The organism is Variovorax sp. 10N412 (genome assembly GCF_056394985.1).
Window position 1 is genome coordinate 744,905 of record NZ_JBFTIO010000001.1, and the last position, 19,321, is coordinate 764,225.

Annotated in this window: 16 protein-coding genes and 1 tRNA gene; 10 read left to right on the forward strand and 7 right to left on the reverse strand. The window is 64.8% G+C overall.

What is annotated here, in order from left to right; translation table 11 throughout:
• Positions 1 to 2: 2 nt before the first annotated feature.
• The 3 genes from AC1DJH_RS03775 to AC1DJH_RS03785 all read right to left on the reverse strand — a co-directional run bounded on the left by AC1DJH_RS03775 (position 3) and on the right by AC1DJH_RS03785 (position 7,897).
• Positions 3 to 1,526: a DUF3999 domain-containing protein gene (locus AC1DJH_RS03775; protein WP_478184757.1), complete on the reverse strand. Its 1,524-nt coding sequence runs from the start codon at positions 1,524 to 1,526 to the stop codon at positions 3 to 5.
• Positions 1,523 to 5,359, reverse strand: coding sequence for a DUF2339 domain-containing protein (locus AC1DJH_RS03780; RefSeq protein ID WP_478184758.1), 3,837 nt, complete (start codon positions 5,357 to 5,359; stop codon positions 1,523 to 1,525). Before AC1DJH_RS03780 ends, AC1DJH_RS03775 begins: the two co-directional genes overlap by 4 nt.
• Before the next feature lie 108 nt (positions 5,360 to 5,467).
• On the reverse strand, positions 5,468 to 7,897 hold the full coding sequence (locus AC1DJH_RS03785; protein WP_478184759.1) for a UvrD-helicase domain-containing protein: 2,430 nt from the start codon (positions 7,895 to 7,897) through the stop codon (positions 5,468 to 5,470).
• 206 nt (positions 7,898 to 8,103) lie between these two features.
• Here AC1DJH_RS03785 and AC1DJH_RS03790 point away from each other — a divergent pair, with 206 nt between their 5' ends.
• Positions 8,104 to 9,081, forward strand: coding sequence for a GMP reductase (locus tag AC1DJH_RS03790; protein WP_435435383.1), 978 nt, complete (start codon positions 8,104 to 8,106; stop codon positions 9,079 to 9,081).
• A 25-nt stretch (positions 9,082 to 9,106) separates the two neighbouring features.
• On the opposite strand, the gene AC1DJH_RS03795 is transcribed toward AC1DJH_RS03790, so the two are convergent.
• Positions 9,107 to 9,973: an alpha/beta hydrolase gene (locus AC1DJH_RS03795; RefSeq protein ID WP_472116846.1), complete on the reverse strand. Its 867-nt coding sequence runs from the start codon at positions 9,971 to 9,973 to the stop codon at positions 9,107 to 9,109.
• 91 nt (positions 9,974 to 10,064) lie between these two features.
• Between AC1DJH_RS03795 and AC1DJH_RS03800 the strand changes: the two genes are divergently transcribed.
• Positions 10,065 to 10,140: transfer RNA gene (locus tag AC1DJH_RS03800), tRNA-Ala, on the forward strand.
• A gap of 201 nt (positions 10,141 to 10,341) precedes the next feature.
• Here AC1DJH_RS03800 and AC1DJH_RS03805 read toward each other — a convergent pair.
• Positions 10,342 to 11,199: a helix-turn-helix transcriptional regulator gene (locus tag AC1DJH_RS03805; RefSeq protein WP_478184760.1), complete on the reverse strand. Its 858-nt coding sequence runs from the start codon at positions 11,197 to 11,199 to the stop codon at positions 10,342 to 10,344.
• 577 nt (positions 11,200 to 11,776) lie between these two features.
• Positions 11,777 to 11,938, reverse strand: a complete 162-nt coding sequence (locus AC1DJH_RS03810; RefSeq protein WP_478184761.1) for a hypothetical protein — start codon at positions 11,936 to 11,938, stop codon at positions 11,777 to 11,779.
• An 11-nt stretch (positions 11,939 to 11,949) separates the two neighbouring features.
• Between AC1DJH_RS03810 and AC1DJH_RS03815 the strand changes: the two genes are divergently transcribed.
• From AC1DJH_RS03815 to AC1DJH_RS03845, 7 genes are all read left to right on the forward strand, one after another.
• On the forward strand, positions 11,950 to 12,429 hold the full coding sequence (locus tag AC1DJH_RS03815) for a hypothetical protein (RefSeq protein WP_478184762.1): 480 nt from the start codon (positions 11,950 to 11,952) through the stop codon (positions 12,427 to 12,429).
• A gap of 210 nt (positions 12,430 to 12,639) precedes the next feature.
• Positions 12,640 to 14,943, forward strand: coding sequence for a phage/plasmid primase, P4 family (locus AC1DJH_RS03820; protein ID WP_478184763.1), 2,304 nt, complete (start codon positions 12,640 to 12,642; stop codon positions 14,941 to 14,943).
• A gap of 125 nt (positions 14,944 to 15,068) precedes the next feature.
• The gene (locus AC1DJH_RS03825; RefSeq protein ID WP_478184764.1) at positions 15,069 to 15,290 is read left to right on the forward strand and encodes an AbrB/MazE/SpoVT family DNA-binding domain-containing protein; all 222 of its coding nucleotides are present in this window, start codon (positions 15,069 to 15,071) and stop codon (positions 15,288 to 15,290) included.
• Positions 15,284 to 15,433, forward strand: coding sequence for a hypothetical protein (locus tag AC1DJH_RS03830; RefSeq protein WP_478184765.1), 150 nt, complete (start codon positions 15,284 to 15,286; stop codon positions 15,431 to 15,433). The genes AC1DJH_RS03825 and AC1DJH_RS03830 overlap by 7 nt, the downstream gene beginning before the upstream one ends.
• A gap of 153 nt (positions 15,434 to 15,586) precedes the next feature.
• Entirely contained in the window at positions 15,587 to 16,297 is a 711-nt protein-coding gene (locus AC1DJH_RS03835) for an NYN domain-containing protein (protein ID WP_478184766.1), read from the forward strand.
• A 23-nt stretch (positions 16,298 to 16,320) separates the two neighbouring features.
• Positions 16,321 to 16,788: a hypothetical protein gene (locus AC1DJH_RS03840; protein ID WP_478184767.1), complete on the forward strand. Its 468-nt coding sequence runs from the start codon at positions 16,321 to 16,323 to the stop codon at positions 16,786 to 16,788.
• A gap of 193 nt (positions 16,789 to 16,981) precedes the next feature.
• The gene (locus tag AC1DJH_RS03845) at positions 16,982 to 17,128 is read left to right on the forward strand and encodes a hypothetical protein (protein ID WP_478184768.1); all 147 of its coding nucleotides are present in this window, start codon (positions 16,982 to 16,984) and stop codon (positions 17,126 to 17,128) included.
• Positions 17,129 to 17,188: 60 nt separating this feature from the next.
• Here AC1DJH_RS03845 and AC1DJH_RS03850 read toward each other — a convergent pair whose 3' ends face one another.
• Positions 17,189 to 17,809, reverse strand: coding sequence for a hypothetical protein (locus AC1DJH_RS03850; RefSeq protein WP_478184769.1), 621 nt, complete (start codon positions 17,807 to 17,809; stop codon positions 17,189 to 17,191).
• A gap of 216 nt (positions 17,810 to 18,025) precedes the next feature.
• Here AC1DJH_RS03850 and AC1DJH_RS03855 point away from each other — a divergent pair, with 216 nt between their 5' ends.
• On the forward strand, positions 18,026 to 19,222 hold the full coding sequence (locus tag AC1DJH_RS03855; protein WP_478184770.1) for an HNH endonuclease: 1,197 nt from the start codon (positions 18,026 to 18,028) through the stop codon (positions 19,220 to 19,222).
• Positions 19,223 to 19,321: the final 99 nt, after the last annotated feature.

The following is a 19,321-nucleotide window of genomic DNA, read 5'->3' on the forward strand; positions in this document are numbered from 1 at the left end:
GCTCAACGGGGCGGGCTCGCCGCGTCCTTGCGCAGGCTCGCGAACAGCGACCACGCCATGCCGGCCAGCAGCAGCAGGCCGCCTCCCAACGCACCCCACAGCCACCACTTGCGCGATGGCTCCTGCGTGGGAAGTGGCGCCTGCACCGCTGCCGCGACCGCCGCGGTGACGGCCGCCACCGGCAGCGCCACGGTCGCATCGTCGGCCACCACGGGCCTGTCCGCGGCGTAGCCTGGAATCAGCGTGGACAGCGCCAGCGGCGCGCCCGGCACGCTGCCTTCGACCACGTTCGCCTCGGGTGCGGCGCTCCATGCCAGCGCGAACGGCGCCGCGCCCTGCGCCAGGAACACCAGCGTGCGCGGCACGGCGCCCACCGCGATGTCGGGCGGCGTCGCGCCCAGCACGCTGACCGGGCCCGAGGTGCGCAGCCGCAGCCGCGCATGCACCGCGCCGTCGAGCGCCAGCACCGGCGAGCGCGCCTCGCCGCCGGCCTGCGCCAGGCGGTACACCACAGTGTCGACCAGCAGCGCCTCGTCCGGGCTCTCGGTGCGCACCACGGGCCGGCGCTGCGGATGCCGCAAGGCGTAGAGCGGGTTGCGCGGCACCGGCTGCGGCGGCACGGCCGACGCGGGCGCGGGGTCGCGCAGCCCCGAGACGCTCACCTGCGCCAGCGTGTTGACGTCGGCCAGGTCGATGCGCAGGCTCTGCACCGGCAGGCCGCGCGGCAGCAGGTAGTCGCAATAGTCGGTGGCGCAGCGCTCGGGCTTCAGCGCAGCGGACCACTCGATCGGCGCGACGGGTTCCACCTCCTGCACGCTGTCGATGCCCACGCCGGCCAGCACCGCGCCGTGCGCCGGATCGCTCCAGCGCAGCCGCAGGAAGCGCGCGCGCACGTTGTTCAAATCGACCGCGAGGCGCTCGATGGTCTGGCCGCCGTGGGCGAGCCTGATCAATTGCTCCTCACCGCCCGCCGGGCGCCACTGGCGCAGGTCGTCGCTGGCTTCCAGGCGGAAGGCGAACAGGCCGCGCGTGTCGGGCGCGATGTCGAACCGGGCCTGCAGCAGGCTGCCCTTGACCTGGCTCACGTCGATGAGCCATGGCGTCGCGCCGTCGGCCTTGGGGCCAGCCTTGGAGGCGAGCGCCAGCGAGCCGTCGGGCCGCACCGTGAATGCAAGCGCCGTGTCGCCCGAGCCAGCAGCGGCTGCGCCCGGCAGCGCAAAGATCGGCACATTGCGCGAGGCCGTCTGTGGCGCGGCGGCCTCGTTGCGCAGCCAGGCGTAGGGCACCGCATGCCCGGCGGCGTTGCGCACCCGCAGGTCGCGCAAGTCGGCATAGGCCGCGCGGCCGTAGAGGGCCAGGGGCAGCGTGAGCCGGTGGTAAGGGCCCGCGCCCTGCAGTGCGATCGGCGCGGTGGTCGCGGTGGTCGCGGTGGTCGCGGTGGTCACGGGTTGTGCCAGGGCGAATCCGCTGGCCGCGGCCACCAGCACCACGCCCGCGCGAACGGCCCGCACCGACGGCGCGCTCATGCCGCACCGCCTTCGGCCGGCGCCTTCGACGCCTCTTCCTTCTTCGGCGGCACGGGTGCGAAGTACCCCACCAGCAGCAGCAAGGCCCCCACCGCGATGAACGACACGATGCGGAACAGCCCGCCCCGGTCGGCCAGCTCCACGAAGAACAGCTTCAGCACCACCACCCCAAGCAGCGCCGCGCCGGCCACCCACAGCGTGCGCACCCGGCGCGAATGGCCGAGCACCATCGCGACCACGCCGCAGACCGCCCAGGTGATGGAAAGCGCCGCCTGCGTGAGCCACGAGGCATACAGCGCATCGAACGCCCACGCGACACCGGCGTAGTGATGGCAGGTGCGCAGCACCATGCCGGTCAGCAGCGCCAGCCCGGTGAAGCCGGCCGCACCCTTGGCGACCATCGGTTGCACGCGCGCGAACGAGCCCGGCGGCAACGCACGCCACCAGAGCACCAGTGCGAACAGCACCAGCCACTGCGCAAGCTCGAGCGGGTTCAGCAGCGGCACATAGGGCAGCGGCGACGCATCGCCCGGGCTGACCGCGTTGGTCACCCACACCCACGCCAGCAGGTACGCCGCCACCGGCGTGGCGGCGAACTCGAGGTAGGCGCTGCGGAACTCCGCGAGCGGCCAGCGCTGCAGCAGCACGCGCGAACGCAGCGCCCACAGCACCAGCGCTGGCACGATCGCCCAGCCCAGCAATTGCCAGCTCGACCACTCGGCGCCGACGCGGCCCAGCTGCCATTGGCATTCGCGCGCGGCCAGCAGCAGGAACAGCCAGAAGCCGGCGACGTGGAACGGCGTCAGCGCCGAGCCATCGAACCACCGCTTCTGCGCGCGCAGCAGGCGCAGGTGCCACGCCAACGCGAGCGGCCAGGCCAGCCAGCCCAGTGCGCTCGACGGCACGTAGAACAGCGTGGCGCCGCCTGCAATGCCGTAGGCCGCGATCAGGCCGAAGGCCGGCAGCGTGGCGAGCGTCGCCTTGCCTAGCTGCGCCCAGTCGCGGCGGTGCGCCACGACCGCCGCCAGCACCGAGGTGACGAGCACCACGGCCATCGCGCCGGCCGGAATGTGGCTCGCAAGACCCTGGCGGTTCAGCACGCGCACGCTTTCGTCCAGCGTGCCGAACAACCACCAGCCGAGCCCCCAGACCACCGGCGCCCACAGCACGACCGGGTGGGCGCACCAGGCATTGGCCCAGCGCTTGCGCGCCGTGCCAGCCGGCTCGCTCGTGCCCGCAAGATGCGAGCGCGCCTCGTCGCGCAGCCAGTCGCCGGCCAGCAAGGCGGCCAGGCCCAGCACCACCGGCGTCCAGAACCCGAGATGGGCAAAGGCCGGGCGCACCGCGCCCGCGTCATCCGCGGCACTGATGCCGAACGCCACGGCGGCAACGACCTGCAGCACACCCGCCAGCGCCGCGAGCGGAAAGTGCGCCATGCGCAGCCCGACCCACAGCACCGCCATGGCCGTCAGCGGCCACAGCAGCGCGGCCTGCGCCAGGGTCAGCTGGAACAGCATCGCCAGGTGCAGCAGGCCCACGCCCGCGAGCACGCCGACGACATTGCCCACCGACCACACCGGCTGCACGCCGCGCGCCAGTGCCGCGCGGTGCGCCTGCAGCATCGACCAGGCGGCGCTGCCGAGCACGCTGAGCGCGATCAGGCAGGCCACGGCTGCGCCCTGCCAGCCGCTTTGCAGCACCTTGCCGTCGACCACCTCGCCGGTGCTGTGCAGCGTGGCGATGAAGCCCGCCACCGCCAGCGCCTGCATGCCGAAGCTCACGTAGGTCAGTGGCAGCAAGGCGAAGCGGATCGCCACGGCGAAGGTGGCCGAGGCCAGCACGGCGGTGGCCGCGGCGGCCCACGGCGGCGTCCACCACTGCCACAGCAGCAGCGTGAGCGCGGCCATGCCCAGCCACGGCAAGGCGGTGCCGGCCATGGCCTCCACGCCCTTGCCGTCGTCCAGCCTGGCGCGGCGGTGGATGGCCCACATCGCGAAGGCGCTTACCGCCACCAGCACCGGGCCGATGACGGAGCCTTCGAGCAGCGGATGCCCCGGCGCGGCATCGAGCGCCGTGGCTTCCAGCAGCTTGAGCACCGCCCCGGCGAACACCAGGAGCGAGAAGGCGCGCGCATAGGTGCGCTGCTGCCGCGCGCCCAGCCAGTACATGCCCGCCGCCTCGACGGCCCAGGCCGCGCCGGTCCACTGCCCTTCGAGGCCCAGCGGAATGGCCAGCGTGCCAAAGATCACGCCGACGATGGCGTAGGCCTCCGCCAGCAGCGCCAGGCCCTTGGGCTGCGTGGCGAACACCAGCCGCCCGAGCACCAGGTAGAAGGCCGACAGCGCCATCGCGGAGAACGCGGCGCCGTACTCCCACGGGCGCATGAGCAGCACCTGCATACCGAACGCGACCATCGGCGTGCCGAACACCAGCGAGCTGTCGACCCGGCCCGCGCGGCGCAGCGTGTCCAGCGCGCGGCTGGCCAGCGGCTGCGCGGGCTGCACCGGCGCGTCGAACAGCGTGCGGCGCGCGAACAGCAGGCCGATGGCGGTGAACAGCAGGAAGAACACGACCAGGAAGGGCTGCACCGTCGCGAACTGGTCGTCGGTGTAGTACTTGTGCGCCCAGCCGGCCGCCAGCGTGAAGGTGCCGACGAAGCCGATCAGGTTGAGCACGCGCCAGGCCTTGAACCAGGCGATCAGCACGATGCCGACGTCGAGCACCAGCAGGTAGGTGAAGAGCCCCACCGGCTGGTTCGACCCGGTGGATGCGAGCACCGGCGCCGCAAAGCCTTCGAGCGCGGCCACGATGGCCAGCAGGGGCGCGTTCTGCAGCACGGCCAGCGCGGCGCTGAGCACCGCCACGCCGAACAGAAAGGCGAAGCCGATGCTCGCCGGCAGCAGCCCGCTGAGCTTCATGGCCGCGAGCGTGGTCAGGTAGAAGACGCCGATGCCCGCGCCCTGCAGGATCAGCGCGTAGCCGGCGCGCTTGTGGCGCAGCAGCCAGCCCAGCACGAGCAGGCCCGCGCCGACCAGCGCCACGGCCGCATAGCGCAGCTCGATGGGCACGGTGACGCGCTCGGCCGTGTAGCGCAGCAGGAATGCCAGCCCCAGGAACAGGATCAGCACGCCCAGCTTGACCAGCATGTTGCCGCCGAAGATCAGGTTGGCGAGGGGTGCGGGCAGGCGGTCGCGCAGCGGGACCGGCGGCGGTGGGGGCGGCGGGGGTGGGCGGCGAACCGGTGCCGGCGCCGGTGCCGGTGCCGGTGCGGCAACCGGTGGCTGGGCTGCCGGGACGACAGGCGCGGGCGGCGTTGGCGCGGCGGCGGGCGCGGCGGGCGCGGCGGGCGCGTCGGCCGCAGCCTCCTCCTTGGCCACGACCACCGTGGCCTGCATCCGGGACAGGCGGGCTTGCGCGATCTCCGCGGCCCGGCCTTCGAGCGTGGCCACCGGGAGCGATGGCGCCTCGGCGAGCGGCGTGCGTGCCATCGACGTGGCAAGGTCGCCGGAAGCGAGTTGGGGAATGACGGAGCCTTCAGGCTCGGCCTGCGCGCCCAGCGCCAGCCGCCGCTCGAGCGAAGCGACCCGCTGCTCCAGCTCCGACACGCGCTGCTGCAGCTTCAGCATGCCGCCCGCCGGGGCCGGCGTGGCGGCGATCGGTGCCGCCGTCGCGCCCGTGCGCTCAGCCTCGGTGCGATGCGGTTCCGCCTTGCTCTTCCTGCCGAACATCTGCGGCAGCGCGAACGCGCCGACCACCGCGAGCACCAGCGCCACAGGCACCGACTGGAACAGCGCACCGATGAACAGGCCGGCAATGATGCCTATGAACCACATCCCTGACTCCCCTTGTTTGGCGAGTGCGGAGTGTACGGTGGTTCAGGGCAAAAAGTGCCGGTTACGCACGTCCTGTCTGCGTTGTTCGCTATAGCTTTAGTAGCAACCTCAGATCGGCGTGAGCTTGGCCACCGACAGCGCCAGCCACTTCACGCCATGCCGCGCGAACTTGACCTGCGCGCGCGCATCGTCGCCGGATCCTTCCAGCGCGGTGACCGTGCCTTCGCCGAACTTGTTGTGGAACACCTGCATGCCCGAGCGCAGGCCGTGCGAGGGCGCGGTTTTCTGCGGCGGCACGGGCGGGCTGGCGAAGGTGTCCTTGTCGCGGCTGCTGCTCCCGCCGCCGTAGGCGTTGCCGCCGCCATAGGCCCCGGCCCCGCCGCGCGTGCTGCCGTAGCCGCCGCCGTAGCCGAAGGCCGAGGGCGCAAAGCCCTGGTTCTTGGGCGTGAGCCACTTCAGCGCGCCTTCGGGCAGTTCGTCGAAGAAGCGGCTCTTGACGTTGTAGCGCGTCTGGCCGTGCAGCATGCGCGTCTGCGAATGACTCAGGTACAGGCGCTTGCGGGCGCGGGTGATGGCCACGTACATCAGGCGGCGCTCTTCCTCGAGGCTCTCGAAGTCGCTCATCGAGTTCTCGTGGGGGAACAGGCCCTCTTCCATGCCGGTGATGAACACGCAGTCGAACTCCAGGCCCTTGGCGGCGTGCACCGTCATGAGCTGCACCGCGTCCTGGCCGGCCTGCGCCTGGTTGTCGCCCGATTCGAGCGCGGCGTGGGTGAGGAAGGCGGCCAGCGGGCTCATCGTTTCGCCGGTCTCGGCGTCGGGCGCGAGCAGCTCGTCGACCACCGGGCGGGTCAGGTCGATGCCCTGGCTCGCCGGCGACTGGCGCAGCTCGTCGCCCGGCAAGGCCACGGCGTCGCGCCCGAAGCCTTCCTGCGTCACGAAGCTTTCGGCAGCGTTCACCAGTTCGCCCAGATTTTCCAGGCGGTCGGCGCCTTCGCGGTCGGCCTTGTAGTGTTCGACCAGGCCGCTGTGGTCGAGCACCAGCTCGATGATCTCGCGCAGGCTCAAGCCCTGGGTCTGCTCGCGCAGCACGTCGATCTTGGCGACGAAGCCGGTGAGGTTCGAGCCCGCCTTGCCGCCGACCGCGCTGACCGCGTCGTGCAGCGAACGCCCGGCCGCGCGCGATGCATCCTGCAGCGATTCGAGCGTGCGCGCACCGATGCCGCGCGGCGGGAAGTTGACGACGCGCAGGAAGCTGGTGTCGTCGTCCTTGTTCTCCATCAGGCGCAGGTAGGCCAGCGCATGCTTGATTTCGGCGCGCTCGAAGAAGCGCAGGCCGCCGTACACGCGGTACGGCACCGAGGCATTGAATAGCGCCGTCTCGATCACCCGGCTCTGCGCGTTGCTGCGGTAGAGCACGGCCATTTCCTTGCGGTCGAAGCCGTCGCGCACGAGCTGGCGCATTTCCTCGACCATCCACTGCGCCTCGGCCAGGTCGGTGGGCGACTCGTACACGCGCACGGGCTCGCCGGGGCCCTGGTCGGTGCGCAGGTTCTTGCCCAGGCGCTTCTTGTTGTGGCTGATGAGTTCGTTGGCCGAGTCGAGGATGTTGCTGTAGCTGCGGTAGTTCTGCTCCAGCTTGATCTGGTGGCGCACGTCGAACTCGCGCACGAAGTCGGTCATGTTGCCCACGCGCGCGCCGCGAAAGGCGTAGATGCTCTGGTCGTCGTCGCCCACGGCGATCACGCTGTTCTGGCCCGGCGTGAACTGGCCCGCCACCGTGTGGCCCGCGAGCATCTTGATCCAGGCGTACTGCAGGCGGTTGGTGTCCTGGAACTCGTCGATCAGGATGTGGCGAAAGCGCCGCTGGTAGTGCTCGCGCACCGGGTCGTTGTCGCGCAGCAGCTCGTAGCTGCGCAGCATGAGTTCGCCGAAGTCGACCACGCCTTCGCGCTGGCACTGCTCCTCGTACAGGCGGTAGAGCTCGACCTTCTTGCGGTCGTCGTCGCTGCGCGCTTCGATCGCGTCGGGGCGCAGGCCGTCTTCCTTGGCGCCGGCAATGAACCATTGCGTCTGCTTGGCCGGAAAGCGCTCGTCGTCCACGTTGAACTGCTTCATCAGGCGCTTGATGGCCGAGAGCTGGTCCTGCGTGTCGAGGATCTGGAACGTGGACGGCAGGTTGGCCAGCTTCCAGTGCGCGCGCAGCAGGCGGTTGCACAGGCCGTGGAAGGTGCCAATCCACATGCCGCGCACGTTGACGGGCAGGATCGCCGTCAGCCGCGTCATCATTTCCTTGGCCGCCTTGTTGGTGAAGGTCACGGCGAGAATGCCGCCGGCGGAGACCTGGCCGGTCTGCAGCAGCCACGCGATGCGGGTGGTGAGCACGCGCGTCTTGCCGGAGCCCGCGCCCGCCAGGATGAGCGCGTTGCCTTCTGGCAGCGTGACCGCGGCGAGTTGCTCCGCATTCAGGTTCTGGAGCAGCGGCATGTCCGAATGATTCGGGGAGTGGGCGTCAGCCGCGGGATCGTTAAACAACATGGTCCGATTGTAGAAACCACGGCGTATGCGGGTTATACGAAGAATCGGAAGACCCGCCTTCGGCAGACCGCGTAAACTCAATCACCGGGCCCAAGTTTCTTGCGCCCGGTTTTTTGTGGGCGTCTTCCTGGCAAGGCGCACCGCGAAAACCGGCCGGACCAAGCGCTCTTTCGTTCCTTTCAACGATTCCTTTCAGGAGCCTGGTCATGCAGATTTTCGACTACGACAACATTCTTCTGCTCCCGCGCAAGTGCCGCGTGGAGAGCCGTTCCGAGTGCGACACCAGCGTGACGCTGGGCGAGCGCAGCTTCCGCCTGCCGGTGGTGCCGGCCAACATGAAGACGGTGGTCGACGAGTCGATCTGCCTGTGGCTGGCGCAGAACGGCTACTTCTATGTAATGCACCGCTTCGACCTCGACAACGTGCAGTTCGTGAAAGACATGCAGGGCAAGGGCGTGTTCGCCTCCATCTCGCTGGGCGTGAAGAAGCCGGACTACGACACCGTCGACACGCTGGTGGCCGAGGGCCTGGTGCCCGAATACGTCACCATCGACATCGCGCACGGCCATGCCGACAGCGTGAAGAACATGATCGGCTACCTGAAAGAAAAGCTGCCCAAGACCTTCGTCATTGCCGGCAACGTCGGCACGCCCGAAGCGGTGATCGACCTGGAGAACTGGGGTGCGGACGCGACCAAGGTCGGCATCGGCCCGGGCAAGGTCTGCATCACCAAGCTCAAGACCGGCTTCGGCACGGGCGGCTGGCAGCTGTCGGCGCTCAAGTGGTGCGCGCGCGTGGCGACCAAGCCGATCATTGCGGACGGCGGCATCCGCGACCACGGCGACATTGCCAAGAGCGTGCGCTTCGGCGCGTCGATGGTCATGATCGGCTCGCTGTTCGCGGGGCATGAAGAATCGCCGGGCAAGACGGTCGAGGTCGACGGCGCGCTGTTCAAGGAGTACTATGGCTCGGCCAGCGACTTCAACAAGGGCGAGTACAAGCACGTCGAGGGCAAGCGCATCCTCGAACCCGTCAAGGGCAAGCTGGCCGACACGCTGGTCGAGATGGAGCAGGACGTGCAGAGCTCCATCAGCTATGCGGGCGGGCGCGCGCTGATGGACATCCGCAAGGTCAACTACGTCACGCTGGGCGGCGACAACGCGGGCGAACACCTGCTGATGTAAGCCCTGGGCCGCCCCGCGCCCGGGGTCAGGCTTCCAGCAATTGCACCGCATGGCGGTGCAGCGTGTGGGCCGGATCGGCCAGCGCGTCGACCACGCCGAAGTGGTCGAGCCCCGCAAGCACCTCGCACACCGGCACGGTGTTGCGGCCCCACGCGTCGCGGATCATCGCGTTGTGGCGAATGAACTCTTCGCTTTCCTTGCCGCCGACGGCCGCATAGAGCTGGCCGCGCTTCGGTGCCGGCCACAGCGCCGGGCTCGCGCGCAGGGCATCGGCGTCGGTGAGGTTCAGCGTGTGCTCCAGGAACGGCGTGCGCTGCAGCGGACGCAGGTCGTACAGGCCCGAGATCGACAGCGCATTGCGCACCAGTTGCGCGGGCAGGTCGGGCGCGACGGCTTGCCAGTCGCACGCCAGCAGCGCCGCCGCCATGTGCCCGCCGGCGGAGTGGCCCGCGACCGTGATGCGCGAAGGGTCGCCGCCGTACGCCGCAATGTGGCGCCAGGTCCATTCGAGCGCGCGCACCATCTGCAGCAGGATGCTTGGCACCGTCACGGGCTGCCCTGGCGCACCCGGGCACAGCGCGTAGTTGGGCTGGACCACGCAGATGCCGCGGTCGTTGAACGCGGGCGCGATGAACGAGTGGTCCTTCTTGTCCATGGCGCGCCAGTAGCCGCCGTGGATGAAGACCAGCACCGGCGCGTCGGGCACCGGCGCGGGGAACACGTCGAGCGTCTCGTTGACGCCGTTGCCGTAAGGCAGGTCGATGCGGGCCGGCAGGCTGTCGCGCGCGGCGGCCGAATCGCGGGCCCAGCGCGCGAAGTACGCGGGGTGGTCCTTCACCCGTGCGAGGTTGTTGTACATGCCTTCCAGCCAGGCGGGGTCGAACGAGGCCATGCAGCGTTGTGCTCCGTGTTTCTAGAGGCGCGCATCTTGGCACGACGGTGCGTGCTAAGACTGCGGTTCTGCGTTAAATTCGCGTGGTGTCGGGGGGGTAGCTCAGCTGGGAGAGCGCCGCGTTCGCAATGCGGAGGTCGTGAGTTCGATCCTCATCCTCTCCACCACACTTACTTGCAGTAAGTCGTTGATTTAGAACGAAAACCTTTGATGGTATCGTACCTAACCAACAAAATCAACTTACACAATACTTTCACTGGCAAGCGCAGTTTGCCTGCTGCTCAGGCGCTGCAGCGCCCAGCGCTAGCCTCACGGACACGAGCAGCCTGACCGGCACACGGCGCCTCTTTGACGCCATGCCTCGTCCCCTAAGGTTTGCCTGGCCTCGACTTACGGCCAGGAGACCGCATCTTGGTACCTGCCTCGCATAGCAGGCGCATAACTCGCCCCTTACCCATCCGGTATCGCTTGCACAGCTCATCCGCCGTTAGGCCCTCGACCTCGTAGGCTACCTTCATCTCGGCTGGCGAAACCTCTTTGTGGTGCGCGCTTGCGATCTTCTTAGGCGCGGCAGCCAACGCAGCCGGACTCGAAGGCTTGATGGTTGCTCCGCCGCGCATGGCCGCCACGCGGGCAAGGAGTCGCTGGCGCTCGTCCGCCGGTATGCCCATGGGAACGATGATCTTCGGCGGGCGAACCTCTACGGGCTTGAAACCCCAAACGGGATGGCGCCTAAGCGTGAAGTTCTGCCACACCTTTGTGCCGTCCCTCGTGTCGATCAACCGCCGAAGGAGGCGCTGGCCGGGCAAGAGCTTCGCCGATTGCAGCTTCCGGTTCGCGGCCTCGACCTCGGCCAAGGTCGGCACCATGGCCCCCTTCTTCTTTTGAGACGTGGGGCCACTTGGGGCCTCTTCCGGCTTCGCCGGTTTGCCCCGCCTGGGGCCGACAGCCTCCTTCTTCTTGGCGTTGTCGACACTCTGCTGCGGCACATTGCCGCCCTGCCTGGTACGCAGCCACGCGATGAGATCGGCAACGAACCAGCGGACAGAGCGTCCAACCTGAATGGATTCAGGAAAGTTGAGGGCGGGGTCTTTGAGCATCCTACGCAGGGTGTCGCTGCTGATGCTCATGATCTTGCACGCTCCCTTGATATCGACCGTGATTGGCCACGAGCCGGGGAGGTCAGACCCATGCGAGCCGTTCGAGCTTTCAGTATCTTTTGCCATGATGCACCTTGACAAATATGCCGTGGTGCCGTCATTTCGGCACCCCGACGCAGCCTGCGAAAAACCGCAGGAGTCGAGGTGCGAGAGGGCCGTAAGCCAGGGGCCATACCGACAGGATTTTTGGAACTGGTCCCGTCGCCTAACCTGGTATTAGCACTCCCGAATGAGGGAGCGCAGCAGTAGCCCGCACGTAGCTGGTTGGGCAGACCCGGCGCATGTCCGGTTTTTCGCGCGTTGCGATCCCGCTTCAGCTATGACACCGATTCTAGATAAATCGCGGGAAGCTCGTCGATGAGCGCAGAACTCGCGGCATCGGGGTGGTCATTTTGCGATGGGGCCTTGACGAGAAAATGGCCGAGCTCTAGAGTCCATCTGCGAGAACAGACGGAGCGAATATTTGGAGCGGGTCTGTTCTACAGCATTGAGCGTCCAGCGCAGATTGACGACTCAGTGACCCTCTGAACAGCTCATCCGAGCACGCGCCGTCCCATTGCGGATAAAGCGCCTGCCAATCTAAGCGCCGTAGATTGAGCAGGCTAACAGTAGCTCGGCTACTGACGGTTCTTCGAGGTCTTCCCTAACTTGGGGAGGCCTTGGCGACCGCCCCCTTGGCCTTCCCGCAAATGGAGAAGGCATGTTTAGCCTCCCTATTCAGCGCAAAGACCATCCCGCCCATGGCTTGAAGCAGTGCTTCCTGCCGGATCAATTCGCCACGGCCATCTTGTTCGTTGGCTTCCAAGAGGTGGTGGTATGACGAAGCTTTATCGCATTCAAGGCGAAAGTTTCTCGTCCAGACACGTTGGCTACCGCTGCCTTTATCTGCACCTTTCACCTGCGCATCTCGCCGACGCGGCTCGACATCTGCTTTACGCGCGACACAGACGTGATCGCAAACTGCATCAGTTGGAAAGCCACGTGAATGGGTGGACTCACGATCCCGATGGGCGAGAGGTTCGGATGGATCGTTGTGTGCTCAACATCGACGAACGCTCCAGACTCTTCTTTACTACGCGAAGCCTGGCTTGCGACGTAGAAACTATCAAGTTCAACTACGAAGAACTCGCGTTCCCCTGGTTTATTGGCTTGGCGAGCCACACCATCTGCGTGAGTAAGAGCTTCTTTCACGAGTTCGGTACTGCGGCGGAACAGATGTACCCGAGGAGCAAGTACGTGCTCTGGAACCACTACGAGGAAGCAAAGGATAAACAGGGAGACGTGTCTCCGCTGTGAAGCAATGGGCGAGCGTGAAATTTATTGCGAATTGCTCGCGCTCTTCCCCCTCACAAAGAAACTGAGTAAAGCGAGTGAGGTGAGTCAGCGGCCGTATTTATTCATTTTTTACTTGCTTGAATCAAGCAACAAAAATAGCCACAGCACTCACTTCACTCATACCGCTATCGATCCCTGCCTGTACCAGGCATCACCGATGAAGGACTTTCCATGCTTACATGGGATGACGAAGTGACCTCGCAGATTCGCCGCGTGGTCGAGACCGCACACTACCCCGAGCTTCCGTTCACCATCATGCAGATGGCGCCTGATGAGGAGGGTGAGCTTGAGTGCAAGACCTACTACTGCACCTACTCTGAGCATGTCGCGCGCATGAAGGCCGACGGACTTGAGTTGTATGAGGCGTACTTTGCACTATGCGCCAGCAACGACCAGAGCATGCGTGTCGGCAACCACACGGAGTCTTGGGCTGTCGCCGTAGATTTCGACCACGGCCTGCCGGACCTATGCCTCCCAGGTCAACCGCTGGCACCAACCATCGTCATTGCTACGTCGGGTGGACGCTACCACTGCATTTGGCAACTGACTGAGACGATTCCGGCGCATCGGATGGGACGATTGGCCAAGGTCATGGCAAAGCGGCTCGGCGGCGACATGGCCTTTGCCCGCGTGAATCAGATGGTCCGCTTGCCACGGTTCCGCAATCGCAAGTATGGGACGGCTGTACTCCTGCGGGAAGACTTGTGCAGTAGCGCCGAATACTCGCCAGACTTCCTCTGGAAATCGTGCGACGGCGCGTTGTACGAGGCCGGCATTGCCATCAGCAGCCCGAAGGTCAACCACATACATCCGCATGTGCTGCGCGACAGCCCTGACATCACCCTCAAGCACACACGCGCCGCAGTGGACCATCTGAAGAGCCGCCGCTACGCCGAGAACTACGCGACTTGGTTCAAGGTCCTTGTAAACCTCGCGGCGCTGGGCCACGAGGGTCGCCTGATCGGATTGGCGTTCTCAGAGGGCTCGCCGAAGTTCGACGCCGACGCCTTCGAGAAGAAGTGGGCAAGCGTCTGCAAGAGCGGCAACGGTGCGCTATCAACGCTGTTCGCCGTGGCCCAAAAGGAAGGGTGGAAAAACCCGGGCTGGTCTGACTTAGATGGCGGGGAGCCAGCGCGTGCGATCACGGACCGCGAGTTTGGAGACCGCGTAGCTGCCGAAATGGCGGGTACCGTAGTCGCGCTGGACGGAGAACTGACTGCGCGCGGTGTGACGACGCAGTTCTACGAATGGGATGGCACCGTCAACCGGCCGCTTACGGCGCGCCAGAAGCGAGCGCGCGTTGCCGCAGCGGCTGCCGCCGTGATCAAACGCGGCCGCCAAACGGGCAATGAGGCCGCGTGGAAGGCGCACGAGAAGAAGCTGGGCAGCAACAAGCTGCTTGAGGAGGTTTGCGAGCACGTTTCGGAGGCACTGGTTCCCATGTCCGAGCCGCGAATCGTGAGCGGGGCACCGTACCTGCCGGTCGCCAACGGAGTCGTGAACCTGCTTACCCGCCAACTGGTGCCGGTCGACTACCGGGCCATTGCCAAAGTGTCCGCGCCAGTCACCTTCGATCCTGCAGCTAAGGCCGAACGCTTCGTTCGCTTCCTCAACGAGGTGCTTGAGGATGATCAAACCATGATCGCGTATGTAGTGCGGGTGCTTGGCTATGCGCTGATGGGCGATCCGGTGGAACAGGTCATGTTCATCTTGTTGGGCCCCAGCGAGAACGGCAAGTCCACACTCATGGAAGTCGTCCTTGCCATCCTTGGTCCGCTTGCCGGGCGGCTTCGCACCGAAACATTGATGCAGAAGTCGCACGTCAACGATGGAGCCAACCCTGCGCTCGCTAAGCTCAAAAGTTCACGCGTCCTCGTGATCGCCGAGCCAAATCGTACTCACAAGCTCGACACGAGCCTTGTGAAGCAGTTGACCGGCGAAAAAAAGATCTATGTGCGCGGCCTGTACTCCGGCGGCGAGGAGATCGCCATCGAGTGCTGCCTATTCATGACCGCAAACTTCATGCCGTTCGCTGAGGCCCAGGACAAGGGCTTGTGGCGTCGTATCCGGGTCATCCCTTTTGACCGCACGTTTAGGCCGGACCAAATCAACAGGAATCTGACGGAAGAACTGAAGGCCGAAGCTTCGGGCATCCTGAATCTTCTGCTGGGCGGACTTGCAGATTACGTTTCGCAAGGATTGAATCCGCCGGAGAAGGTCGTGCAGGCAGTGGGCGCGTTGCAGCAAGAGGCGGACGCGTTCGAGGTGTTCCTGCAGGAGCGCTGCGCCCTCGACCATATGAAGAGCATCAAGCTGAAAGATTTGTGGGCGGCGTATCTGGATTGGGCGAAGCTGAACAGCAAGTTCCGCGTGCTGACCAAGGTGGAAATGATGAAGCGCTTGCAGGAGCGCTTCAATCGCGCGACCCTCGGTCATTTGCCCGTGTTCATTGGCTTGACCCTAGCGACCGACTAAATCGTCGCCCCGGACCCTCCCCAGGGCCTCTAAAGGCATGCCCGGCGCATTGAACAGCGCATCGGCATGCCGCTGGACGCCAATTTCGTGCTGTAGCCATGTGGCTATCAACGAAGGAGTTCGCCATGGTCACGTTAGGCAGATGGGGCAATGCGCTGGCCTGCCGCATCAACAGCGACATCGTTCGTCTCGCCGGGCTGCGTCCAGGTCAAGTGATGGAGATGCGGCTGAGCGATGACGGTTCTATCCGACTCTGGCCGGTCGGCAGGGCCGCGCAGACGCGAGCAAAGGCCCTGCACCGCCCGCAGGCAGTCGATGCGAGCACCAAGGAGGAAACGAAATGGTGAAGCGAATGCTCGAATTGATGCTCCAGTCGCAACCGCCTGGTCGGCTCTGGATCATCGGGCAAACACGCTCGCAAGCGATGCAGGACGTGGTGAATATTTCCCTGCGGGCGTTGATGATGTTCGGCCCTTTGCTTTGCCATTGACGGGTTCGTCGGGGCAGGTGTGACGGGTTGGTTCAGCACCTTGATGAGTCTGAACCGCTCGCCACGCGTGCGCCTTCGACTTGCTCGATTGCCATCGTGGTTTGGGCCCACAATCGATGAACCTTCACTGGACGCTTGCAAACGAGAGACGACATGGCAAACACAGACACCACCCGGCTGGCAGTTCTTATCGATGCAGACAACGCCTCTGCTTCGGTGGCGAAGGAACTTCTCGAAGAGGTCGCCAAGTTCGGAACCGCCACGGTCAAGCGGGCGTTTGGTGACTGGACCACGCAGAACCTGGTCGGGTGGAAGGCTCACCTTCACCGCCATGCCATCCAACCCATCCAGCAGTTCGCCTATACGCAGGGGAAGAACTCGACGGACTCGGCGTTCATCATCGATGCGATGGACCTCCTATACGCGGGTAATGTCGACGGCTTTTGCTTGGTATCCAGCGATAGCGACTTCACCCGCCTCGCGACGCGACTTCGCGAGGCGGGCAAGGTCGTGTACGGCCTAGGCGAGCGGAAGACACCGGAACCCTTCATCGCCGCGTGCGACAAGTTCATCTTCTTCGAGGTTCTGAAGAGGCCCGTCGAAGCCGCGGCGCCAGTGCAGGTTCCTGATGTGCCCGACCTGAGGGAGTTGCTGACGCACGCCATCCGAGAGACGGTCAGGGACAGCGGGTGGTCTCGACTATCCACCGTCGGTGGCCTCGTGAGCAAGACGCACACGTCATTCGACCCGAGAAACTATGGCTTCAAGAAGCTCAGTGAGCTGGTGCGCGCCCAACCATACCTCGATGTCGTGGATGCGCCGGACGCCACTGGGTTTGTGCACGTCGAGGTGCGGTTGAAATAGAGCAGGAGTCGGCCAGCGGTCGATTGCCGATCCGCGTCGTTCGCTCCTTCAATCCCAAGGTCACCTTTTCAATCAAGAGAAAACAGTCGATGTCAGAAGCGAAAAATATGAGTTACGCCGAGATCCAGAAACGGATCAAAGACATGGATGTTGAGCGTGCAGAGCTTGAGGCAGCGCTCCAAGCCAAGCGTGGCGAGGAAATCAAGGTTCTCGCCGACGCATATGCGAAGAAGCTCCAGGCCGGAGGATTTTCGATCTCCGAGGGCATCAAGGCATTGGCACCATACGACACGGCAACGGCCAAGCGCTCAGCCGCTGCACCGCGTCCGCCGCGCGAGGTAGTCACCGGTACGACGTACAAGAATCCCGAGACCGGCGAGACATGGAGGGCCGGAGCAAAGGGCCGTGTTGTCGGATGGCTTCAGGCTCAGATTGACGCGGGCAAGAGTGCTTCATCATTTGCCACAGACGCAGGCAAATTGGAGAATTAAGAATAACGGAAGTTTCTCGGCCACCAGCACCGGCGAGAGAGCTGGCGGCAACCAAATGGGCAATGCGCCTGCTCGACTCGGGCGACATCCGCGTGCGGCCCGTGAAGAACGTGCAGCCGGCCCACCCTGCGACTGCCGCTGACGGGGAGGTGGACACAGCAGAGACCACGTTGCCTGCGGCTGTGGCGACGACATGGTGAGCCTGCTGCTCGACCTGATCGACCCGCAACCGCCTGGGCGGATGTGGCGCATCGGCCGGACGCCGGCGGGCAAGGCTCGGGATGCGATGAACCTATCGCTCAGGGCCTTGATGCTCTTCGACCCTTTAACTTGCCAGTGACGGGACTGTGGCGGGTTGCTCCATCCTTGTCGTGCGTGATCTCGGCCCTCACGCCACCTACTACTTGTACTGCTGCTGAACCGCGACGAGGCGAGCGAGAGCGGCCCTGGCCTTGACCGTGAGTTCGTCAAGCGCTTTGGCCGTCGCGGACCACACGCTGGCGTCGACGCCGAGAGGTGTGGGCAATGTTGCCAAAACCTCGTTGTTTGCATCGGCAACGATGCCAGCCAGCTCGATGACGTGTCTGAGCACGTTGCCGTCAGGCACATGCTCTGGACCGAACTTGTTCAGGGCATCGAGCGCGCGCGCGAAGTCGGCACCCTTGAAGCCAAGGATGCCGTGCCGGATGTCCAATGGCTTTGTATGGTTGCCGGGCAATTCGGCCATGAGTTCCACCACGTAGTCGGCGAGACCGAGAACGACGGCCATCTGATCAAAGGCGCGCTTGCGGTCTCTTGCCTCTTCACGCTCTCGATCTTGTCTCCGCTGGGACGCCACGACTGCGATGGCCGCGAGGATCGCCATCACCGAAAAGAAGGCTTGCGCCCATGTCGCCCATTCGCCGGTCTGTGACTTAGTGGGCCAGGGCGCATAGACGAAAAGCGCACAGAGGGCGGCTAGGCTGATAACCAATATCGCGGGCAATGCCATGCGCGTGATGCGCCCGGTGAAAGTGTTCATGGTGCCATCTTGAGGGGTAGATCGCGATGTCCCGGAAGAAGGTCACGCTGACCGCGAAGACCGGCATGTTGGCCAAACTCGTTCTCAAGCGCGGCGGTATGTAGTCAACGCGCACGCCGCAGGTCTTTTCTTTCCTCACCTCTTTGCCGCAAATGAATAGTGGGTCTCAGCAACTGTATGGCAGGATCTGGACGTCATCAAACCGCCTCCTACGATATGCAAGTCACCATCAACAACCTCCTCCGTGCGATGGGCCTCAATCTGCATTCCGTCTACGCTTGGGAGGGAATAAACAATAACGTCGCGGTGTTCAAGCTCTGGCGCAAGGACATACTACAGACGACCGGGGGGGTCATTCGCATCGTCTGCCTCAGACCAACCCGTCCTTCAGGATCGAGAGGAAGTCGATGGGAAAGCCGGCGCAACGCGGTTCAACAGGTTGCGTCAGGTGAATGGCAAGGATTCGCCACCATCGGTGATGAGGGTCCAGGAACGCAACGGTCATATGTTGGTTTCGATGCGAGTGGCGCGCACCGCATACTGTCTGTCGAAAAACAACTTGACGGTTCATATGTCGCTACGCTGGCCGAAGACTTATCACCGATTGCAGAGGTCCGAGCTCCGAACCGCATCGACAAGAGCCACTGCGAGGTGTGGCTGGAGGATTCATGGCATTTGCTCGCCGTGACTACGCTCCTTGAGAACGGCAACTATCGAGACCTTATAAAGCGTTGCCCCGTCTGCCATGGACCAGTGCGACTCGAACACCGAAGCGCACCCGACAAGATGAAGGTCATGAAGGATCGGTTCGAACATCAACCTGCGCATCGCGGCTGCCGCCTGGCCTCGACGTTCGACGGCATCGAAACACCGAGCCCTCATGCTGTCAGCCAGCCTCTGGCCACTCTCGAATTGGCCCCCACCATCTCAGACTACATCGATGAAGCCAGCGCCGAGACCATGATCGGTTCCGTTCCCGACAAAACCGTCCGCGAGCAACTATTGCTAGCCCGAGTAGGGCAAGGACGTTTTAGGTCGGCTCTATTGAAGTTGTGGGGCAAATGCAGCGTGACCGGATGCGAGAATTCTGGCCTGCTTGTCGCGTCCCACATCGTGCCATGGCGCGACAGCACCAACGCCCAGCGATTAGACCCATTCAACGGCCTGCTACTGACCCCTTCGCTCGACAAACTCTTTGACCGCCATCTGATCTCATTCGACAACGATGGGCGTATTCACGTTAGTCGACATCTCAACAGCCAAGACCTTGAAGCCCTAGGCGTTTCCGATGCGATGCGCTTGCGCACGTTGCATTCCCGGCAGCGTTTGTACATGGAACGACACTTCCAAATTTATACGATGCTCGCGGCCCGCCCCCTCAGGGCGCGTGGCAGAGCCAAGATTCGCCACTAAAGGCAAGGACGGTAACTGACCGACAACGCTGTCGTTGCCACGCGAGACTTGGCGTTTGATGAAACGACTGCGCCAGCCACGTCCAACGCGGAGACGTCG

Bases quoted from the DNA above. Each gene is read 5' to 3' on its own strand.
- AC1DJH_RS03815 (WP_478184762.1), top strand. From the start codon at position 11,950: ATGACGAAGCTTTATCGCATTCAAGGCGAAAGTTTCTCGTCCAGACAC.
- AC1DJH_RS03835 (WP_478184766.1), top strand. From the start codon at position 15,587: ATGGCAAACACAGACACCACCCGGCTGGCAGTTCTTATCGATGCAGAC.
- AC1DJH_RS03845 (WP_478184768.1), top strand. From the start codon at position 16,982: ATGGTGAGCCTGCTGCTCGACCTGATCGACCCGCAACCGCCTGGGCGG.
- AC1DJH_RS03820 (WP_478184763.1), top strand. From the start codon at position 12,640: ATGCTTACATGGGATGACGAAGTGACCTCGCAGATTCGCCGCGTGGTC.
- AC1DJH_RS03850 (WP_478184769.1), bottom strand. From the start codon at position 17,809: ATGAACACTTTCACCGGGCGCATCACGCGCATGGCATTGCCCGCGATA.
- AC1DJH_RS03790 (WP_435435383.1), top strand. From the start codon at position 8,104: ATGCAGATTTTCGACTACGACAACATTCTTCTGCTCCCGCGCAAGTGC.
- AC1DJH_RS03805 (WP_478184760.1), bottom strand. From the start codon at position 11,199: ATGGCAAAAGATACTGAAAGCTCGAACGGCTCGCATGGGTCTGACCTC.
- AC1DJH_RS03785 (WP_478184759.1), bottom strand. From the start codon at position 7,897: ATGTTGTTTAACGATCCCGCGGCTGACGCCCACTCCCCGAATCATTCG.
- AC1DJH_RS03795 (WP_472116846.1), bottom strand. From the start codon at position 9,973: ATGGCCTCGTTCGACCCCGCCTGGCTGGAAGGCATGTACAACAACCTC.
- AC1DJH_RS03855 (WP_478184770.1), top strand. From the start codon at position 18,026: ATGCAAGTCACCATCAACAACCTCCTCCGTGCGATGGGCCTCAATCTG.
- AC1DJH_RS03775 (WP_478184757.1), bottom strand. From the start codon at position 1,526: ATGAGCGCGCCGTCGGTGCGGGCCGTTCGCGCGGGCGTGGTGCTGGTG.
- AC1DJH_RS03780 (WP_478184758.1), bottom strand. From the start codon at position 5,359: ATGTGGTTCATAGGCATCATTGCCGGCCTGTTCATCGGTGCGCTGTTC.
- AC1DJH_RS03830 (WP_478184765.1), top strand. From the start codon at position 15,284: ATGGTGAAGCGAATGCTCGAATTGATGCTCCAGTCGCAACCGCCTGGT.
- AC1DJH_RS03825 (WP_478184764.1), top strand. From the start codon at position 15,069: ATGGTCACGTTAGGCAGATGGGGCAATGCGCTGGCCTGCCGCATCAAC.